We start from the raw sequence: 18,086 nt of genomic DNA, 5'->3' as shown, positions 1-18,086 counted from the left end.
GTTGTAGAAATAGTGATTTCCTTTTTCATTCATAACGGATTATAGACTTCTTCAACACTCTGAAAAGGCCTTCTGCGTGGCAGAAGGCCTTTTCTTAGTTTGTTGCTTTCTTTTCGCGCTGGGCTTTGTCGTTTTTGCCGACTTTGCGGATATCCGCCAAAATCAAGGCCCCGATCAACAGCAAACCGAGATAGCCGACTGCCGGGTACAGATAATTGACCAAAGCTGTAAAGCCGACGAAGCTGAGTGCAAAGGCGATCAATCCCGCAATGATAACGAAAATGCGGAATTTCTTCGTGCCGATTTCCGTGAACCGTGCAGAGAACGACAGCAGCATGCTGACAGCCGTATTGTAAATCATCGCAAAAATAACAACAGCCATGATGATTCCGAGAATTGGGGAGATATCATCCCCGATAGCGAGCATTGGCAAATCCGCTCCCCCGACAACATCCACTTTCGCGAATATCGCCACATAGCTGAGCAGGATCAACACGCCGAAACCGAGCCCGCCGATCAAACCGCCGCGTGCCGCCACTTTCTCATCTTGTTCGGCACCGCCCATCACGAGCGACATCGAGGCCCCAAGCGCGATGGCGAGTGACACGTAATTGATTGCCGACAATAGCCAGTTCGGTGTAGCGGACAGCTGTTCTTTCGCAACCGGGTCGAGTGCGCTGAAACTGCTGTCCATCGTGATGACACTGTAAATAGCGATGCCCACTACCATTAAAATCAAAAATGGCGTAATGCTGGAAATGACAGTGATAACTTTTTTGACATTCATCATGATGGTCACGATGACCAAGACAATCATGATGCTGCGCCCAAATGCCGGCGCCAGATCAAATTGTTGGGAAAAGATCGATCCAGCTCCCGCAATCATAACGACTAAAATACCGAATAAGGTCAAAATCAATGTATAGTCGATCACTTTCCCTAGCCATTTCCCGCTGATACGGTAGACGACATCTTCATGTGAAGTAGTTTGCATGCGGCTTCCAAGACGCGTCAAGATCATCCCGATATACCCGAATAATGCAGTAGCGACCAAGACGCCGCCTGCACCCCAATAGCCAAAACTGGTAAAATATTGCAAAATCTCTTGTCCGGACGCAAAGCCAGCGCCAACAACTATTCCGATGAAGGCACTGGCTATTTTTAAGCTTCTTTTCATAAAATCCTCTCCCTTTTCTTGGTGGTGGTTGATCTGGATGGTCGAAAAAATGTTTTTATGTAGATAATTTCTCATACCCCTAACTTAGGGGGTATCAAACAAATCCTTGCTTTTCAGTACCTTTTCGCTTATTCTTCCTTATTAGTAACAGAAGCTGAAAGGCGGGGAGAACAGTGGATTTGGCTGAGTTCGAGCAAGCGATAGAAAACTTCATCGGGCATGCGGGACTTTGGGCGCCACTTTTGTTCATAATGCTTCATTTGATCCGGCCACTATTGTTCTTGCCGGTCATAGCCGTATGCATCGCAGGCGGGTTTCTTTTCGGTTTTTTCCAAGGGGCTATCCTGTCTTTTATCGGATTGACACTGATGAGCTATATTTCATATATGATGATCAATAAATTTCCTCGCTTCCGCTCCAAACTCGCCGCCTTGAAAGACAAATGGTTTCCTGACCGCAACCTAACCGTTTCCCAAGTGATGATTCTGCGGGTCATGCCCTTTGTGCATTTTCACCTGCTGTCATTTTATTTGATGGAGATGACTAATACGCGCCGAGAATATATGTATTACTCCGCACTCGGTTTGATCGCCCCAGCTATCCTGTATACCGCTTTCGGCAGAGCCATTTCGGAATTCCCCTGGTACACGACACTCAGCATGTTCCTATTGCTCGCTGCCATTTTCAGCTTTATCGATAAATGGCAAAGCCGCAAGCATAAATTGGATAAAACCTGACAAGCGCAGACGGGCTTCCGTTTGCGCTTGTGTTATTGAGGTATAGTAATACAGTACATAGAGATGAGAGGAAGAAAACAATGCCTATATTCACCCAAAACGATATTAGCCTATATTACGAAGATATTGGAAGCGGCCAGCCGCTTCTCCTGTTTCATGGATTGACCAGCAGCTCCGCCATGTTTTACCGCGAGATCGGCTTTTTCCGCACGAAGCGCCGCATCATCGCATTGGATTCGAGAGGCCATGGCCACTCGGCAAAACCCGATTCCTATACACTCGACAACCATATTGAAGATGCCGCCGCTTTACTGGACCATCTGGGGCTGGAATCAGTCGATGTCATCGGAGTATCCATGGGCAGTTATATCGCACAAGGATTAGCGGCGAGACGTCCGGAACGTGTGCGCAAATTATTATTGGTCGCCACCAAATCCTACGGCGAGCAATCTTCCATGGCCGAATTGTTCGAACGCCATGCAGAAGATTTCAACGGCTTATCTATCCACGACAAGCTGGATCAAGCACAAGCCTATATGTTCCACCGTTTGACGGCGGTCAAGAAATGGCAGGAAAAAACGGCCCAGGACAGCCCCCAACTGACCTTGGAGCAGCAAGGCATCGCGTCGAACGCCCTAGAACGTTTCGATTTGCGTCCCGAAATTACTGGCATCACCGCAGAAACCTTAGTCATCAGCGGGCGCTATGACGAATTGAACCCGCCTGATAGAGGACGCGAGACCGCCCAGCTCATTCCGCAAGCAAGTTTTATGGAATTCAAGCGTTCGGGCCATGCGCCGAACGTCGAACAGCCCCGCCTGTTCCTCGGCATCGCTGAAAACTTTCTCGACGATTGAGTTTCATTTAAAAGCCTATATAAAAATAAGAAAGCACGGCGCAAAAATGCGCCGTGCTTTTATTGTGCTGTATAGCCGCCGTCAAGGACCGCTGCCTGCCCGGTGATGCCGCGGGCTTTATCGCTCGCGAGAAACATCGTGTAATCGGAGATTTCCTGCACCGACAACAAGCGTTTCTGCGGAACCAATGGGTAGATGACTTCTTCTAACACTTTTTCCAGCGAGACATTGCGCGTCTTCGCCAAATCGCCCAGCTGATTGCGCACGAGCGGCGTGTCGACGTAACCCGGGCACATCGCATTGACCGTGATGCCATGCGCTGCGCCTTCTAGCGCCGCGACTTTCGTCAAGCCGATGACGCCGTGCTTGGCGCTATTATAAGCCGCTTTTCCGGCGAAGCCGACGAGGCCATTGATCGACGCCATATTGATGATGCGTCCGAAGCCTTGTTTCTTCATGATCGGGAAGGCATGCTTGGTCGCGATAAACGGCGCGACCAGCATGATCTTGATCAGCAATTCGTATTTCTCGGTCGGAAATTCTTCGATCGGCGAGACGTGCTGCATCCCCGCATTATTGATCAATACATCCAAAGAACCGAATGTTTCCACTGTTTGATCGATGGCTGCCTTAATTTCATCTTCACTGGTGACATCACATTTGATGCCGATGCAATCAAAGCCCTGCCCCTTCAACTCATCCGCAGCTTGTTGCACTGCTTCTTCGTTGATATCGGTCAACACGATCTTTGCGCCTTCTTTGGCAAAATCCACGCTAATTTCATAGCCGATGCCGCTCGCGGCGCCGGTGATCAATACAACTTTCTTATCTACCATAATGGAATCCCTCCGGATGAAAAATTAAATTCCTAGTCCTAAACTGAACAGCACAATCGCAATCGCCAAGCCGATCAACGGCACAATTACTGTAACAGCACCCATTGCGCCGTAAGCGGCTTTATGGGTCTCGCCGCAAATCCCTTGAATCGTCGTAACGACATAACCGTTATGGGGCAATGAATCGAGCGCACCGGAAGAAATCGCGATGGTCCGGTGAAGTGCTTCTGTGTTGACGCCCATATCGATGTAATGAGGGGCAATCAATGGCAAGGCGATGACCTGGCCACCGGATGCAGACCCTGTAAGGCCAGCAATGACACTGACTGCCACGGCGCCACCGATTAACGGGCTTCCTGGAATGCTTGTCATGGCATCGACTGCTACTTGGAAAGCCGGCACTGCTTTTGCAACGCCGCCGAAGCCGACAACCGCTGCCGTATTGCCGATAGCGATCAATGCACCGATCGTTCCATCCGTCAATGCTTTGCCGAGGTTCGTGAAATATTTCATATTCAATAAGTACGTGGTGATAACACCGCCGAGCAATGCCAAAATCAAGGCTGACGTGCCCAGTGAGTCGTGGAAGATGAACGACACAGCCAAAACGACCAGCAGCGGAATCAGGCCTGTAACCGGATGCGGTAATGCGCGATCGGCCATTTGCGGATCTGATTCACGTGCTTCAAAACGCTCGCCTTTTTTCACGGCTTTGTTGATCATGCGCTTCAACCACCAATAGCCGAATACCGCCATGAAGACAGCGACGATGATGCTGACTTCCCAGCCAGCGTATGGGCTGGTGTTCAAATACTCAATCGGGATCCAGTTTTGGATCTCTGGTGACCCTGCAGAAGTCATCGTGAACGTAACAGACCCGAGCGCAAGCGCTGCCGGGATGAAGCGGCGAGGCAGGTCCGCTTGCTTGAACAAGCTGAGTGCCATCGGATACACCGAGAACGCAACGACGAACAAGCTAACGCCGCCGTATGTCAGAACCGCACAGGCAATGACAATCGCCAGTACTGCTTTTGACAAGCCGAATTTCCCGACCAGCCATTTAGAGACGCTGTCTGCAGCCCCTGTATCTTCCATGACTTTACCGAATATGGCCCCGAGCAAGAACATCGGGAACCACGAGGTGATGAAGCCGGAGAAGCCGCCCATATAATTCGATAGTAAATTGGCCTCTCCCTCGCCCACTAATTGCGGAAACAGTGGCAAGCCGCTGAGTACTGCGACGAACAATGCCGACAATGGGCCGGCAATCAACAAATTGACGCCTCTCATCGTCAACACGATCAATAGAATAAGTCCTCCAACCATTCCGATCATACTTAACATGATAAATCCCCCTTTTGAATGTGTTACGGTTTTTCGAACAAATTGGAAACGCTTACTTTTCTTTTCGAAAAGCATAGATGAATTGTCTAAATATTTAGTCCCGAAACCTTTTAATACTATACAACGAAGAAATTGATAGGTAAAATGAATAATTATAATAGCTTCCATAGATTTTAGTTATAGATAAGGAGCATTCAGATGGACATTCGACAACTCAGCTATTTCATCGAAGTAGCCAAACACCAAAGTTTCACAAAAGCTGCGCAAGCCCTCCACGTGACACAGCCAACACTCAGCAAGATGGTTAAAAACCTTGAACTGGAAATGGATGTGTCTTTATTCGACCGCTCTTCCAGGAAAGTACGCTTGACCGACGCCGGAGAAGTCGTCTTCGTACAGGCACAGAAAATCGTCAATAGCCTCGATGACCTGTCCTCTTCGCTCTATGACATCATGAACTTAAATAAAGGCAAGATTAAAATCGGCTTGCCGCCGGTCATCAGCACCTTGTTTTTCCCGACCATCATTGCAGCGTTCCAATCCCGCTATCCCGATGTGACCGTCATTCTGATTGAAGACGGCGCCAAGAAAGTAGAGGAAAAAGTGGCCGACGGCGAAGTGGATCTCGGGTTCGTCATGCTCCCTGTCGATGCCGAACGTTTCGATGTCGTTCCTTTTGTCGATCAGGAAATTAAACTGCTCGTCCATGAAGACCATCCACTCGCGAACCAGGAAACACGTGATTTGATCGATTTCCGAGACGACCCGTTCCTGCTTCTCAGCAAGGAATTCACGCTTAATGGGCGGACTGTGGAATTTTGTCGGAGCGAAGGATTCGAACCGAAAATCGCCTACGAAAGCTCACAATGGGATTTCATCGTGGGCATGGTCGAGAAAAACCTCGGCGTCACTTTGATGCCGAAACTGATTTGCGACCGCGTCTTGGACGGCCCGTTCAAAACCGTCTCCCTGACACAGACCTTCCCATGGCGGCTCGGCATCATCATGGCCAAGAACCGCTATGTGCCTTACGTATCCCGCGAATTCATCACACTTGTCAACCAGCTCCCGAAAGTATGATCCACTAAAAAGAAGCTGCCCATTTAGGCAGCTTCTTTTGCTTACTAATATTTCCGGTCGACAAGTGTTTGGATCATGCTTTTCAGTTCGCCGACTTCTTTTCTCAAATCTTCAATTTCCGATGTGTCTTCTTTGATGCCTTCGAGCTCAGCAGTTTCCTTGTCGATTTCATCTGAAATCTTCTGTGCGTTATTGACGATCTCCCCGACGATCAAGTTGATCATCAGGAAAGTTGAAACGATGATAAAGGAAATGAAATACAGCCAAGACCATGGCTCCGCCGCAAAAACCGGGCGGAAGATTCCACTCGCCCAGGATTCCAAAGTGAAAATCTGGAACAGCGAGATGAGCGAAAGCCCAAGATCGCCGAAATATTCCGGTTCAATATCTGCATAAAAGAACGTTCCGATAACCGCATAGACATAAAAGATAATCGACATAAGCAAAATGACGCTCGTGATGGTCGGAATGGCCATGAACAAAGCCGTCACGACACGGCGCAGCGACGGAATGGTCGACACCGTCCGCAGCACACGCAGCACGCGGAAAATCCTCAACACGCTGATAAACGGTGAGTTGTAGAGGATAAGGCTCCCGACGACGATGATGAAATCGAAATTATTCCATGCATTGCCGAAGAATTTCGCCCGGTAAACATAGAGCTTAGCGAGAATCTCCAAAGCAAAAAATGCCAAGATGATGATATCCAGTATCAACAGCCATGCCCCGTAGTTCTCCGCAATCGACGGATAGGTCTCTAAACCGACCAACAACGCATTGATTAAAATTAAAACAGTGATAAATGTATTGAACCGCGCACTCTCCACGATCCGCTTCAGTGATTCCTTCATAGGGCGATAGACGACTCCTTATATAATCTGATATAACCGATATGCTTATCATGCAATAAAGATCCATCCAATTATATCATGCACTTATATGGAAGTTGCTTTTCAACTGGACTGTCCCTAAAGGATTGTTGCAAAAATGTGACGGTCCCAAAGTTCCCTTGTCCTTTGCGATGATAAGAAAACCAAAATCATGCATCAAAAAAAAGCGCCTCCAAAGAGACGCTTTCCTATTCTTGCACAAGCGAGGCGTAGACAATCAAGCGTTCCTCTCGTGTTCCCCGGTCATAATCATAGGTTCCGGAGCAGGTAATCAATACCAGCTCAGGGGATGAATGATATCCGAAGACCGAATCGACATCCGCCAAATCGAGCGGCACCGACTCCATTGTATGGACCTTGAACCGCAGCTCGCGATCGTCGCCGGCTACGACAATTTCATCTCCCGGCTCGAGCTCCGTCAAGTCCCAAAACACAGCCGGGCCATCCAAATCATCGACATGTCCCGCTATGACCGCCCGCCCTCTTTGGCCAGGACGGTAGCCCGGCGAAAACCAGCTTAGTTCCTCGCCATTATCCGGCACCGCCATTTCCCCCGAGTCGGTCACGCCGAGATGCGTGACATCCGCTTCCAACCCAATGGATGGAATTGACAGCGTCTCTGGCGCGATGCCTGGCTGGTTCAGTTCATTGATCGGGTTTGCCGCCTGCTTCGACTTCGGCTTGGCCGCCGGTTTCTCTTTCTCAGCGGCTTTCGCTTTCTCTACTTCTTTCGGTTGTTCTGTCCAAGACGGTTCTGCCTTGACGGCAAAGCCGACTTCCGCACTGCGGATACTCACTTCATCTTGCGGGGCAGACGTACATCCTGCAAGAAATACGACAGCGAGGAGCAATGCGAATTTATTGAAATCGTTTTCTCCACACAAGCCCACCAGCTGCTACTAAGAATAACGCGCCACCGATCAACAACCACATGGACTGGGATTGTTCTGGTGTACCAAGACCAGTTGTCGGCATTTCGTCTGGTGAAGCAGCTGCTTCGTAATCGACAAGCGCGATCACTTCAAGCGAATCGACTGTGTTCACTGCAAACACTGAGTAGACTGTATCTGCGGCAAGTTCAGTTCCTTCAAGCGGCAATACTTGGGTGCCATCCGGCAAGCGGATTTCCAAGTCATATGTGCCAGGGTCTACTTCGGCATAATCCGTGATAGATGGGAACTCAGCTCCACTGAACAAAGCATCTCCACCGATGATTCCAACATCAACTGCTGGAGCATCTGGGGACAAATGGCCGACGCGGATTTTCGCCTGGCCTTCAGTGACTTCCATGGAATCTTCAGCTACTACAAATTCGATGGACTCCAAGAGGTTGGCTGCTGCGACTGTATAAGCTTTACCGGCTTCCACTTCCAAGTCAGCCTGCAAAACGCCTTCTCCTGCTGCATATTCAGTACCTGCAGCGAATACTTCTACATCATGCGTACCAGCCGGGACTTCCAAATATCCGGAATCCGTTTTGAATGGTACTTCTTCGAGCGTTAAATCACCGTTGACGTAAACATCTACTGCAGGGGCATCAGGCGAAGCGTGCAACACCCGTACTTTTGCCATGTCACCATGGTTGTCAGCCATGACCAGAGATGCGAGAAGCGAAAACAACACCAGCATTGCGACGAGAGAGACAGATAACTTCTTCATGTGTCCAACCTCTTTCCATATAGTATTTGTATAACTTTTGTACACCTCATTTATACACCCTCTGCAATAGAATTTCAATAGATATCACACTATTCTGATAAATTTGAGTGATTTGGCATGGAAAGTGATACAAACTTACATAGAATAGAAAAAGTTGCCAGAAATACTTCTTCCTGGCAACTTGCGTGTATGGGTTCAATTATCTGCATTTAAATCAATGAGGCTTTCAATCACGATCTCGCCTAGGGCTTGCGTGGCCAAGCGATCCGCCTCAGCGTTTTCTTTCCTTGGCACGAATTCATATTCGGGATGGACGCCAATTTTCTCCAAACGCTGGTCGATCCGGTCCGCCCAGCTCGCCAAAGTTTGTTCAGGCACTGCCCATTCCCCGCTCATCTGGTTGACCAAGGTTCTCGAATCACCTACAAAACGAACAGGGAGATGGTGGACACCGAGCAATTCAAGTTCTTGCACTGCCATCGACAGCGCTGCATACTCCGCTTCGTTATTGGAGGCGATTTCGTCGATCAGTGCATTTTTCCTCAAGCGATATTCTTTGCCATTTTGCTTGAAATAAATTGCGCAGCCGAGGCCAGCCCGTTTCGACTGGAGGTCGAATCCGCCATCGTAATAGGCCGTAACGTCATGCGGCTCCGTCTCCACTTCCTTAACGTAGTTCTTCAATTCTTTGATGCTCCAATTGCTGTTATGCCGATCAGCAAACTGCAGGCGCTTGGTGCGGCCCGTACGTTCGAGATCTTGCGCCACTAACAGTGCTTCACTTGCTTCAAGCTCCTCGGAGAGAAATTGCACCACTTTGTTTTTGGGTGATTTATAGGTCCAATCAATCCGTACTTTCATTCAGCCACCGCCTTTCTCTAGCGATTGCGCTGCCGCTTACAGCCCTTTGTCTTCAAAGCGCTTAAGATCTTCTTTGTGGCCCATCGCGATTAAAATATCTCCTTCTTCGATCGAATCTTCAAGAAGCGGCGCGATATTGACATCTTCGCCATGCTTGATCGCCAAAATCATGCAGCCGTAATCTTTGCGGATATTCAGTTCACCGAGCGTTTTGCCGATGACTTTTTTGGATGCCGCTAGTTCAATGATGCTGTAGTTTTCCGACAGATTGATATAGTCGACCACTTTTTCGGAATCGATATGATGAGCCGTCCGGACGCCCATTTCATATTCAGGCTGGATGACCCGGTCAGCCCCGATGCGTTCCAAGATCTTCTGATGCTGTTGGTCACGTGCTTTCACCCAAACCTTCGGTACACCCAGTTCTTTCAGCATGAGAGTACATAAAACGCTTGCCTGTAAGTCGTCACCAATTGCGACGATGGCGTACTCAAAATTCCGGACGCCAAGCGATTTCAAGCTGCCTTCATCCGTCGCATCGGCCGTTGCGGTGTGGCTCGCATAGTCCGACATCGTACTGACTGTTTCCGGGTTGGAGTCGATCGCCATGATGTCGTGCCCCATTCCGTAAAGCTCTTTGCAGACACTGCTTCCGAAGCGTCCAAGCCCGATTACCACTATTTGTTTTTTCACATCTGTCCCTACTTTCCATTGCATGATTCGAACGATTTCCCGTTACCAAAATAGTACGCTACCAATTGGCATTTTGTCGAAGATTTCATCCCACCCGACTTCATAGCCAAAACACTTTCTTCTATAAAATATGCCTTCCGCCATTGTCTCCTCAAACAAGCGAATGGCACGACCTTTCGCTTTGTACTACAATAGAACAATATCCCTCATATCCGATAGAGAAAGGTTGTTTAGTTGATGAAACCATTTGAATCCATTACTGACCTGATCGGCGATACGCCTGTTGTTAAATTGAACCGCATCGTCCCTGAAGGCGCAGCGGACGTCTATGTAAAATTGGAAATGTTCAACCCGACCAAAAGCGTCAAGGACCGGGCGGCTTACAATATGATCAAGCAAGCTGAAGAGTCTGGTGCCTTGAAGGCGGGCTCGACAATCATCGAACCGACGAGCGGCAATACCGGCATTGGCCTCGCGATGGTTGCTGCAGCGAAAGGCTACCGCTCCATCCTCGTGCTGCCGGATAATGCTACTCAAGAGCGCATCAACTTGCTGAAAGCTTTCGGTTCGGAAGTCGTATTGACGCCAAGCGATGACAAAATGCCGGGGGCGATTCAAAAAGCACTCGAATTGCGTGAAACGATTCCCGGAAGCTTCATCCCGCAGCAATTTGAAAATCCGGCCAATCCCGATGCCCACCGCGGCACGACGGCGCTTGAGATACTCGAGCAAATGGACGGGCAGCTTGACGCCTTCGTTGCTTCGGCTGGAACAGGCGGCACCATCACCGGAACCGGTGAAACTTTGAAAGAACATTTGCCGAACCTCCATATAACAGTTGTCGAACCGAAAGGCTCTCCTGTCCTGTCAGGCGGCAAGCCAGGCAAACATAAGCTGGTCGGCACCAGTCCTGGATTCGTGCCGGATACATTGAATACGGCGATCTACGATGAAATCATGGCGATTGAAGACGAAGACGCCATCGAGATGTTCCGCCGATCTGCCCGGGAAGAAGGCGTCTTTGTCGGGCCTTCTGCGGGCGCAACCATTTATGCGGCCATCGAAATCGCCAAACGGCTCGGATCCGGCAAAAAAGTATTGTGCATCGCCCCGGATACCGGCGAACGCTATTTGAGCATGAACCTATTTGAATGAATCTCGATTCTAAAAAGAGAGGCTTCTGCCTCTCTTTTGTTATGTCTGAAAACTTTTTCCCAAGAATTATTGACAATCCCTATAAAACTACTATACTTTATTAAATAATATCCGATTGGAAAGGTAGGTTTTATAGCCGGTGAATTATTTTGTTTATTGAAATCCAGCACATCAACAAAATCTATACCGATAAAGATAATAATGCCAATACGGTATTAGAAGATATAAACCTTGAGATTCCGAAAGGCCAATTCGTCTCGATCCTCGGCCCTTCCGGTTGCGGCAAGTCGACTTTATTGTCGATGATTGCCGGCCTCACTTCCGCTTCTTCCGGCGGCATCGTCGTCGACGGAAAAAATGTGCAGAAACCGGGGAAAGACCGCGGCATGGTGTTCCAGGAAGCCGCATTGTTCCCCTGGATGACGGTCACAGAGAATGTCGTCTTCCCGCTGCGCAAGGAAATGAATAAAAAACAGGCGATTGAACGCGCACGCCATTTCCTGCAGATGGTCCAGCTCAGTAATTACGCCGGCCATTATCCACACGAACTGTCTGGCGGCATGCAGCAGCGGGTCTCGATCGCCCGTTCTCTCGCGATGGACCCGGCTGTGCTCTTGATGGATGAACCGTTCGGCGCGCTCGACGAACAAACGCGCAGCCGACTGCACGGACAGCTCGAGAAGATTTGGATCGATACACAGAAAACGATCGTCTTCGTCACGCACAGCATACAGGAATCGATCAAATTATCGGACCGGATCGTGGTGATGGGCACGCGTCCCGGCACCGTCATCGCTGATATCGAAGTCGACATTCCGCGCCCTCGGGACGAACATAAACAACAAGTCGCCGCACTCGAAGAGCGCATCATGGGGCTGTTGAAAGGCGAAATCGACAAAGTCATAAATGAGGAGCTTGCTTATGAAGCCCGCAGTTAAGCGCCTCATCTTTTTCGCAGCACTCATTTTATTCTGGGGGCTTGGCTCCCATTTCGAATTATGGCATGAAACCATCTTGCCCTCCCCGTTTAGCGTGTGGGATGCACTTGTGGCAGGCTTTGCCGACCTCACTTTAGTCTATGATTTAGTGGCAAGTTTCCGCCGCCTGTTGATCGGCCTTGCCGTTTCCTTATTGATCGGCACCGCTCTCGGTATTTTGCTGGCACGCTCGAAGACGGCCGATGATACGATTGGCTCGATGGTGCTCGCCTTGCAAAGCGTGCCGAGCATCATCTGGCTGCCGCTTGCGATGATGTGGTTCGGCCTCGGCGAAGGCGCTATCATCTTCGTTGTCATCTTAGGCGGCACATTCGTCATGACACTCAATGTACGGACGGGCATTAAAAATGTCAATCCGCTCTACATAAAAGCAGCGCGCACGATGGGATCTACCGGCATCGACTTGTTCTGGAAAGTCATCATTCCGGCTTCCATCCCTTATCTCGTAACCGGTGCGCGTCTCGCCTGGGCATTCGCCTGGCGTGCACTGATGGCCGGCGAGCTGCTAAGTGCCGGACCAGGACTTGGCTATACATTGCGTTACGCTTCCGATTTCGGCAATATGGCGCTCGTTATCGGCGTCATGATCATCATCGGTGTCGTCGGTGCAGTCGTCGACCAATTGATTTTCCAACGCATCGAAAAGAACGTCCTGAAACGCTGGGGACTCGAATCCTAAAACCCAAAACCATTTGAGGAGGAATTATTTCATGAAAAGATCCGGACTTATTTTAACGACACTTGCAGCTGCAGGAATCTTATCAGCGTGCGGCGCTTCAGGTGCTGCGACAAGCGATTCCGAAGATACCGTCGTACTCGGCTATTTCCCAAACCTTGATCACGCAACGGCAATGGTCGCCAAAGACCAGCAGTTTTATGAAAGCAATTTACCGGAAGGCACCAATGTCGAATACGTCACATTCGCTGACGGCTCCGACTTCATGACGGCCCTGAAAACCGGTGATATCGACGGCGGCTTGGTCGGCCCAGGGCCTGCAATGAACAACTACACGAATGGTGCAGATGTGCGCATGATCGCCGGCGGTGCGAGTGGCGGAACAGTCGTCATGGCACGTGATGGCAGCGGCATCGAATCCATTGAAGATATTCCGGGCAGCACATTCATCACCCCGCGCGTCGGCTGCACGCATGATGTCCAGTTCGAGACGTACATGAAAGAGAACGACATCACATCAAACCGCATCGGCGGTGAAATGATTCACCAAACGGGAAAACCGGCACAATATGAAGCGATGTTTGAAACGGGCAAAATCGATGTCGCTGTCGCACCTGAACCTTGGGCATCTGTTCTTGCCCAAAATACCGGTGCCAAAGTGATCATCGAACCGGATGAAATTTCATTTGGCACATCACTTCCGGCATCTGTCCTTGTCACTTCGAGCGAAATGATCGAATCCAATCCTGAAACGGTTCAAGGAATAGTCGATGCGCACGAAGAGGCAACTGCTTATATTAAAGAAAACCCGGAAGAATCCAAAGAAATCGTCATCTCCACAATTGACGATATCACTGGCCAGGAACTCGATAAGTCCGTCATTGACGGAGCTTGGGGCAATATGTTCTTCAGCACGGATATCGATGGCGATGAAATCCAAGCCTTTGGCGACTCGTCATTCGACTTGAAATTCCTGAAAGAACAACCTGATTTCAGCGAATTGACCGATACACAGTTTTTGAACTAACTGGAATGAACGAAACCCCTCACCAGAATAAGCGGTGAGGGGTTTTTTCATGTCCGCTGCGCTTTTTCAAGCCTTGCAACAGCGCGCCAAGCATGGTAAATCAACCGGTCGAACCATAACAAGGCATCGACTTTTTTCAAAACCGTCGCGAGCTCCGTTTCGTTTTTTGCAGCACGGACGTAATATTCATTGCGCCGTGCTTTCCGTTCGGCAGCCATTTCTCCCGAAGCGGAACTGAATTCCTTGGCAAGTTCCGGCAATTGTTCGTCTTCGGTCATTTCCGTTTGTGCTTTGTCGAGCAGCGGCATCCACTTTCCGGTGAGGCCAGGATGGACCAGGTAGGCTTCCCGGCCGATCGGCTCTTCGATCACTTGCAGCAGGCGATCGACATGGTCAAGCGTATGGAGAATCTGGACATGCCGCTGGAATGCTTCTTGCGGCATGGACTGGATTTGGTCGAGAAACGTACGTATTTCCATTGCCGCCCCATGCAATGTATCCACTTTTCGCCGGTCCACAGTGCCATCACGCAGCACCATCCGCATGAGCTGCATCAACTCCGATAACACCAATTGGATGGCCTGATGCACCGCTTCGAGTGCGACTTCGGGCAGCTTGGCGACTTGCGGGTTGAGATGCTGGACGAATGGATTGCCTTTTTCAGGGACAATTTTTTCGATTAAACGAATGAACGGGCGGATCAGCAACGCAAAGACCAAAACACCGAGCACATTAAACAAAGTATGGAAAATGGCGATGCCGAATGCAGCGTCGAATTCATCAAAGATGAACACGGTGATAGCGGCGGTTGCCTGCAATAATTGCGGCGTCAATATAAGTGCCAACACCGCTGTCCCGATATTGAACAACACATGCGTCAAGCCTGCCCGTTTCGCGGCTGTCCCCGCCCCGATTGCGGCAAGAATGGCGGTGAGTGTCGTCCCGATGTTTTGGCCGATGACGAGATATGCCGCCTGTTCAAATTCGATAACCCCCGAAAATAAAGCTGTCAGTGTGGTCGCGACAGCAGCGCTCGAAGATTGCATGATGATGGTCATCACAGTGCCGATCAACACGAGCAGGAAAATATTCGTCAGCCCTGCAAACGAAACGGCTTGCTGCAGTTCCCCCATCCCTTCCTGCAATACGCCAATGCCCAAAAATAATAGCCCGAATCCTGCAAGAACCGACCCATAAGCCATGTTTCGCTCGGGCAGAAACGTTTTCAATAACACCCCGAAACCGACGATGGGCAGCGCCCAGGCTTGCAGGTCCACTTTAAAGCCAATGAGCGAGACGAGCCAGCCAGTGCTGGTGCTGCCGATATTCGCCCCCATGATCACGCCGACGGATTGCGCAAAGCTGAGCAATCCTGCACTGACAAAGCCAATCGTCAAAAGTGTAATGGCAGTGGATGATTGGATGATGGCTGTAATGAGAGCTCCGGAAAAAATGGCACGGCCAGTACCTCCCGCGAAACGGTTCATCCATCCCTTGATGAATTCCCCAGTCAGCTCTTTCAAAGAACCCGTCATCATTTGCATACCGAGAAGAAATAAGCCAATCCCCCCCAGAATCACCAAAAGCATCCCCATCACAACCACCTCCTTTGATTTACAGTGTAAACGAAAACGAAGATTTTTACTGAAAGAAAATCGGCTGTTTTTCCGCTGGTGAATTATAACCACTCAAAAAAGAGTCTTCCGCAGAAGGCTCTTGCTCTTTACTTCATATCATGGGAAAACTTAATCTCTTCCCCACCTTTATAATCGACTTCCAGATCGAAATCCTCTACTTCAGCCGCATCGATCGACAATGCTTGCAGAACTTCAGCTTTCATGTCATCGATGGAACGGGCTGTCGTGATGTTAACTTGGCCGAGCAACTGTTCCATCTCATCGAGTGCTCCTGCCCCTTCGCTTTCCGATCCATCACTGCGCTCAATTTCCGCTTCCCGCTCATCGCTTTCGAAATCATAACTCGATTCGCCGCCTCCCGCAAATGTCAGTTCGAGTGAGAATTCATCGAGTTCTTCGGATCTTGCGCTGTTTCTCACATTGTGGTCAATCTCCATTTCTTCGCCCGAATCGAATTTCACATCTAGTTCAAACTCGCGGACCTCCGCTTGCTCGGCATTGACCGCTTCCAACACTTCGCGCTTGATGTCTTCTAGTGGGCGTGCCGTTGAAAACTGGATGGCCTGGAAAAGTTGCGCAAATTCATCCTGGGCTTCCTGGCCAGATAGCCGGTCTCCCGAATCGCGCTCGATTGAAGCTCGGTTGCGGTCGTAATCGAATTCCCATTCACGGTCATCCGTGAACTCTAAATCCAAGTCGAATTCGCGGATCTCGCCGTTTGATGCTGAAGATGCTGTTTGGTTATCTGGCGCTGCCTTCTCCGTGCTGTCCGCTTGTTCAGTGGACTCTCCTTGCACTTTACCGCTATCGCCATTCGTTGCACCTGTCTGTTGCTGCGTTGCATTTTCGGTATCTGCTGTTGTCGTTTGGCTCGTATCTTGTCCTGTGCCGCATCCTGCCAATAAAATCACCGCGGCCATTCCTGCCGTCATTTTCTTCATCTTCAAACACCCTTTCTCGCTTTATGATAGTTCTATCATATCCGCCTGGACTGAGTGACTGCTGAGGAGAACATTAAAATTCCATGAGAATGAAAAAAGCGGAGGCATCCAAGCCTCCGCTTCTTATGAAATACTAGTTTCTTGATTACGCCAAAACCAAATGACAACGGGCACCAATAATAATGACAGGATTCCGCCGGCAAGCGACAGCACCGCAAAACTGGTACCGGCTACGACTATCCCCGACATGCCGCCGCCAGTCGCACCGGCCAAGGCGATCAGTACATCGACCGACCCTTGTGTTTTCGCTCGCGCTTTCGGTTTTGTCGAATCGACAATCAATGCCGTGCCGCTGATCAAGCCGAAGTTCCAGCCGAGCCCGAGCAACGCTAATGCCAGAATCAGGACAAACAGCGAATCTCCAGGAGCGAAAGCCGCAACAAGCCCTGCTGCAAGCAAGGTCACCCCGGCTGCCACGACCATCGCGACGCGCCCCGCTTTGTCGACCAATACCCCGGTCACGAGCGACGGCAAATACATCGCCGCGACGTGGATGCCGATGACCATGCCGATCGCATTGAGGCTATGGCCGTGATGGCCCATATGCACCGGTGTCATGGTCATGATCGCAACCATGACGATTTGCGTGATGACCATAACCGTTGCACCGAGGAAAACACCGCGGCTATTGACCGCTGGGCCCGCTACTTCTTCTTCTCCTGACGCGGCTTGATCCCGCTTTTGCTGATCGCTGATAAAACGCGACACCATGAGCGGATCCGGGCGCAACAGCGCAAATAACACGATGCCTGCCAGTATGTATGCAGCTCCCGCTAAAATGAACGGGCCGGCAAGTGACGGAACCCCGATGGATTCAGCGAAACTTCCCATGACGCCAACAAGATTCGGTCCGGCAAATGCACCGAACGTTGTCGCCACCATAGCGATGCTAATGGCCGTTCCACGCTGCTTCGTGCTTGCCAAGTCTGTTCCTGCATAACGCGCTTGCAGATTCGTCGCCGTTCCTGCCCCGTAGATGACAAGCGACAGGAACAACAGAAAGACATTCCCCCAGATCGCGGCAAATACGACACCGACCGAACCGACACCGCCTGTCAGAAAACCAGCAGCCAAGCCCGTCCTGCGGCCAAAACGCTGCGACAAGCGCCCAACGACGAGCGCGGCCCCAGCTGATCCGAGCGTAAAGAGAAAGACCGGAAGCCCCGCGTAGCTTTCTGTGCCGAGCATATCCCGTGCGAGCAAAGCGCCGACCGTAATTCCGGCAGCCAGTCCCGCTCCGCCGAAAATTTGCGAGAGCATGACAATCCATAAGGTGCGCTTATACAAGCCCTGCAATTTTTCCGGCGATTCAATATAGCTTTCAAGCATTTGACTGTCTCTTTGCGTTCTTTCGTTAGCCATCGTACGGCCTCCATTCAAAAGTTAAATAACAGCTTCATTATAGCGCGTTTCCTTTTGCTATGGAGGATGGAATTCCAGGCATAAAAAAAGAGCCAG

Annotated in this window: 18 protein-coding genes; 7 read left to right on the top strand and 11 right to left on the bottom strand. The window is 50.1% G+C overall.

Annotation, left to right across the window (positions count from 1 at the left end):
* Positions 1-94: 94 nt before the first annotated feature.
* Positions 95-1,177 (bottom strand): YkvI family membrane protein, encoded by a 1,083-nt coding sequence (locus DFR62_RS11950; protein WP_121300588.1) that lies wholly within the window; start codon positions 1,175-1,177, stop codon positions 95-97.
* A 173-nt stretch (positions 1,178-1,350) separates the two neighbouring features.
* On the opposite strand from DFR62_RS11950, the gene DFR62_RS11945 reads away from it, so the two are divergent.
* Together DFR62_RS11945 and DFR62_RS11940 are read left to right on the top strand one after the other, a co-directional pair.
* The gene (locus DFR62_RS11945) at positions 1,351-1,914 is read left to right on the top strand and encodes a TVP38/TMEM64 family protein (protein WP_338324979.1); all 564 of its coding nucleotides are present in this window, start codon (positions 1,351-1,353) and stop codon (positions 1,912-1,914) included.
* Between the two features lie 80 nt (positions 1,915-1,994).
* Positions 1,995-2,771, top strand: coding sequence for an alpha/beta fold hydrolase (locus DFR62_RS11940; RefSeq protein ID WP_121300587.1), 777 nt, complete (start codon positions 1,995-1,997; stop codon positions 2,769-2,771).
* A gap of 59 nt (positions 2,772-2,830) precedes the next feature.
* Here DFR62_RS11940 and DFR62_RS11935 read toward each other — a convergent pair whose 3' ends face one another.
* Positions 2,831-3,607, bottom strand: a complete 777-nt coding sequence (locus tag DFR62_RS11935) for a 3-hydroxybutyrate dehydrogenase (protein ID WP_121300586.1) — start codon at positions 3,605-3,607, stop codon at positions 2,831-2,833.
* A gap of 24 nt (positions 3,608-3,631) precedes the next feature.
* A complete protein-coding gene (locus DFR62_RS11930) occupies positions 3,632-4,951 on the bottom strand; it encodes a GntP family permease (RefSeq protein ID WP_121300585.1) in 1,320 nt (439 codons plus the stop codon).
* 198 nt (positions 4,952-5,149) lie between these two features.
* Here DFR62_RS11930 and DFR62_RS11925 point away from each other — a divergent pair, with 198 nt between their 5' ends.
* Positions 5,150-6,031, top strand: coding sequence for a LysR family transcriptional regulator (locus DFR62_RS11925; RefSeq protein ID WP_121300584.1), 882 nt, complete (start codon positions 5,150-5,152; stop codon positions 6,029-6,031).
* A 44-nt stretch (positions 6,032-6,075) separates the two neighbouring features.
* Here the strand turns inward: DFR62_RS11925 and DFR62_RS11920 are convergent, their stop codons facing one another.
* The 5 genes from DFR62_RS11920 to DFR62_RS11900 all read right to left on the bottom strand — a co-directional run bounded on the left by DFR62_RS11920 (position 6,076) and on the right by DFR62_RS11900 (position 10,158).
* Entirely contained in the window at positions 6,076-6,882 is an 807-nt protein-coding gene (locus tag DFR62_RS11920) for an ion transporter (RefSeq protein ID WP_121300583.1), read from the bottom strand.
* Positions 6,883-7,109: 227 nt separating this feature from the next.
* Positions 7,110-7,805 carry a class F sortase gene (locus DFR62_RS11915; protein ID WP_121300582.1) on the bottom strand — a complete coding sequence of 232 codons (696 nt, stop codon included), beginning with the start codon at positions 7,803-7,805 and terminating at the stop codon, positions 7,110-7,112.
* The gene (locus DFR62_RS11910; protein WP_121300581.1) at positions 7,780-8,580 is read right to left on the bottom strand and encodes a DUF4397 domain-containing protein; all 801 of its coding nucleotides are present in this window, start codon (positions 8,578-8,580) and stop codon (positions 7,780-7,782) included. The genes DFR62_RS11915 and DFR62_RS11910 overlap by 26 nt, the downstream gene beginning before the upstream one ends.
* A gap of 195 nt (positions 8,581-8,775) precedes the next feature.
* Positions 8,776-9,441 (bottom strand): reverse transcriptase-like protein, encoded by a 666-nt coding sequence (locus DFR62_RS11905; RefSeq protein WP_121300580.1) that lies wholly within the window; start codon positions 9,439-9,441, stop codon positions 8,776-8,778.
* 36 nt (positions 9,442-9,477) lie between these two features.
* Positions 9,478-10,158 carry a potassium channel family protein gene (locus tag DFR62_RS11900; protein ID WP_158290793.1) on the bottom strand — a complete coding sequence of 227 codons (681 nt, stop codon included), beginning with the start codon at positions 10,156-10,158 and terminating at the stop codon, positions 9,478-9,480.
* 213 nt (positions 10,159-10,371) lie between these two features.
* Between DFR62_RS11900 and cysK the strand changes: the two genes are divergently transcribed.
* The 4 genes from cysK to DFR62_RS11880 all read left to right on the top strand — a co-directional run bounded on the left by cysK (position 10,372) and on the right by DFR62_RS11880 (position 13,990).
* Positions 10,372-11,289: a cysteine synthase A gene (cysK, locus tag DFR62_RS11895; protein ID WP_121300579.1), complete on the top strand. Its 918-nt coding sequence runs from the start codon at positions 10,372-10,374 to the stop codon at positions 11,287-11,289.
* 149 nt (positions 11,290-11,438) lie between these two features.
* Positions 11,439-12,227 (top strand): ABC transporter ATP-binding protein, encoded by a 789-nt coding sequence (locus DFR62_RS11890; protein WP_058381454.1) that lies wholly within the window; start codon positions 11,439-11,441, stop codon positions 12,225-12,227.
* Positions 12,211-12,966: an ABC transporter permease gene (locus DFR62_RS11885; protein WP_121300578.1), complete on the top strand. Its 756-nt coding sequence runs from the start codon at positions 12,211-12,213 to the stop codon at positions 12,964-12,966. The genes DFR62_RS11890 and DFR62_RS11885 overlap by 17 nt, the downstream gene beginning before the upstream one ends.
* Before the next feature lie 31 nt (positions 12,967-12,997).
* Positions 12,998-13,990 carry an ABC transporter substrate-binding protein gene (locus DFR62_RS11880; RefSeq protein WP_121300577.1) on the top strand — a complete coding sequence of 331 codons (993 nt, stop codon included), beginning with the start codon at positions 12,998-13,000 and terminating at the stop codon, positions 13,988-13,990.
* Between the two features lie 47 nt (positions 13,991-14,037).
* Here DFR62_RS11880 and DFR62_RS11875 read toward each other — a convergent pair whose 3' ends face one another.
* The 3 genes from DFR62_RS11875 to DFR62_RS11865 all read right to left on the bottom strand — a co-directional run bounded on the left by DFR62_RS11875 (position 14,038) and on the right by DFR62_RS11865 (position 17,990).
* Positions 14,038-15,585 carry a Na/Pi cotransporter family protein gene (locus tag DFR62_RS11875; protein ID WP_121300576.1) on the bottom strand — a complete coding sequence of 516 codons (1,548 nt, stop codon included), beginning with the start codon at positions 15,583-15,585 and terminating at the stop codon, positions 14,038-14,040.
* A 128-nt stretch (positions 15,586-15,713) separates the two neighbouring features.
* The gene (locus DFR62_RS11870) at positions 15,714-16,568 is read right to left on the bottom strand and encodes a YusW family protein (protein ID WP_121300575.1); all 855 of its coding nucleotides are present in this window, start codon (positions 16,566-16,568) and stop codon (positions 15,714-15,716) included.
* Positions 16,569-16,691: 123 nt separating this feature from the next.
* Positions 16,692-17,990, bottom strand: a complete 1,299-nt coding sequence (locus DFR62_RS11865) for an MFS transporter (protein ID WP_121300574.1) — start codon at positions 17,988-17,990, stop codon at positions 16,692-16,694.
* Positions 17,991-18,086: the final 96 nt, after the last annotated feature.

This window comes from Planococcus citreus (genome assembly GCF_003664125.1).
GTDB classification, from domain to species: domain Bacteria; phylum Bacillota; class Bacilli; order Bacillales_A; family Planococcaceae; genus Planococcus; species Planococcus citreus.
The sequence above is the reverse complement of the archived record's forward strand: the minus strand, read 5'-3'. Positions and strand labels throughout refer to the sequence as shown.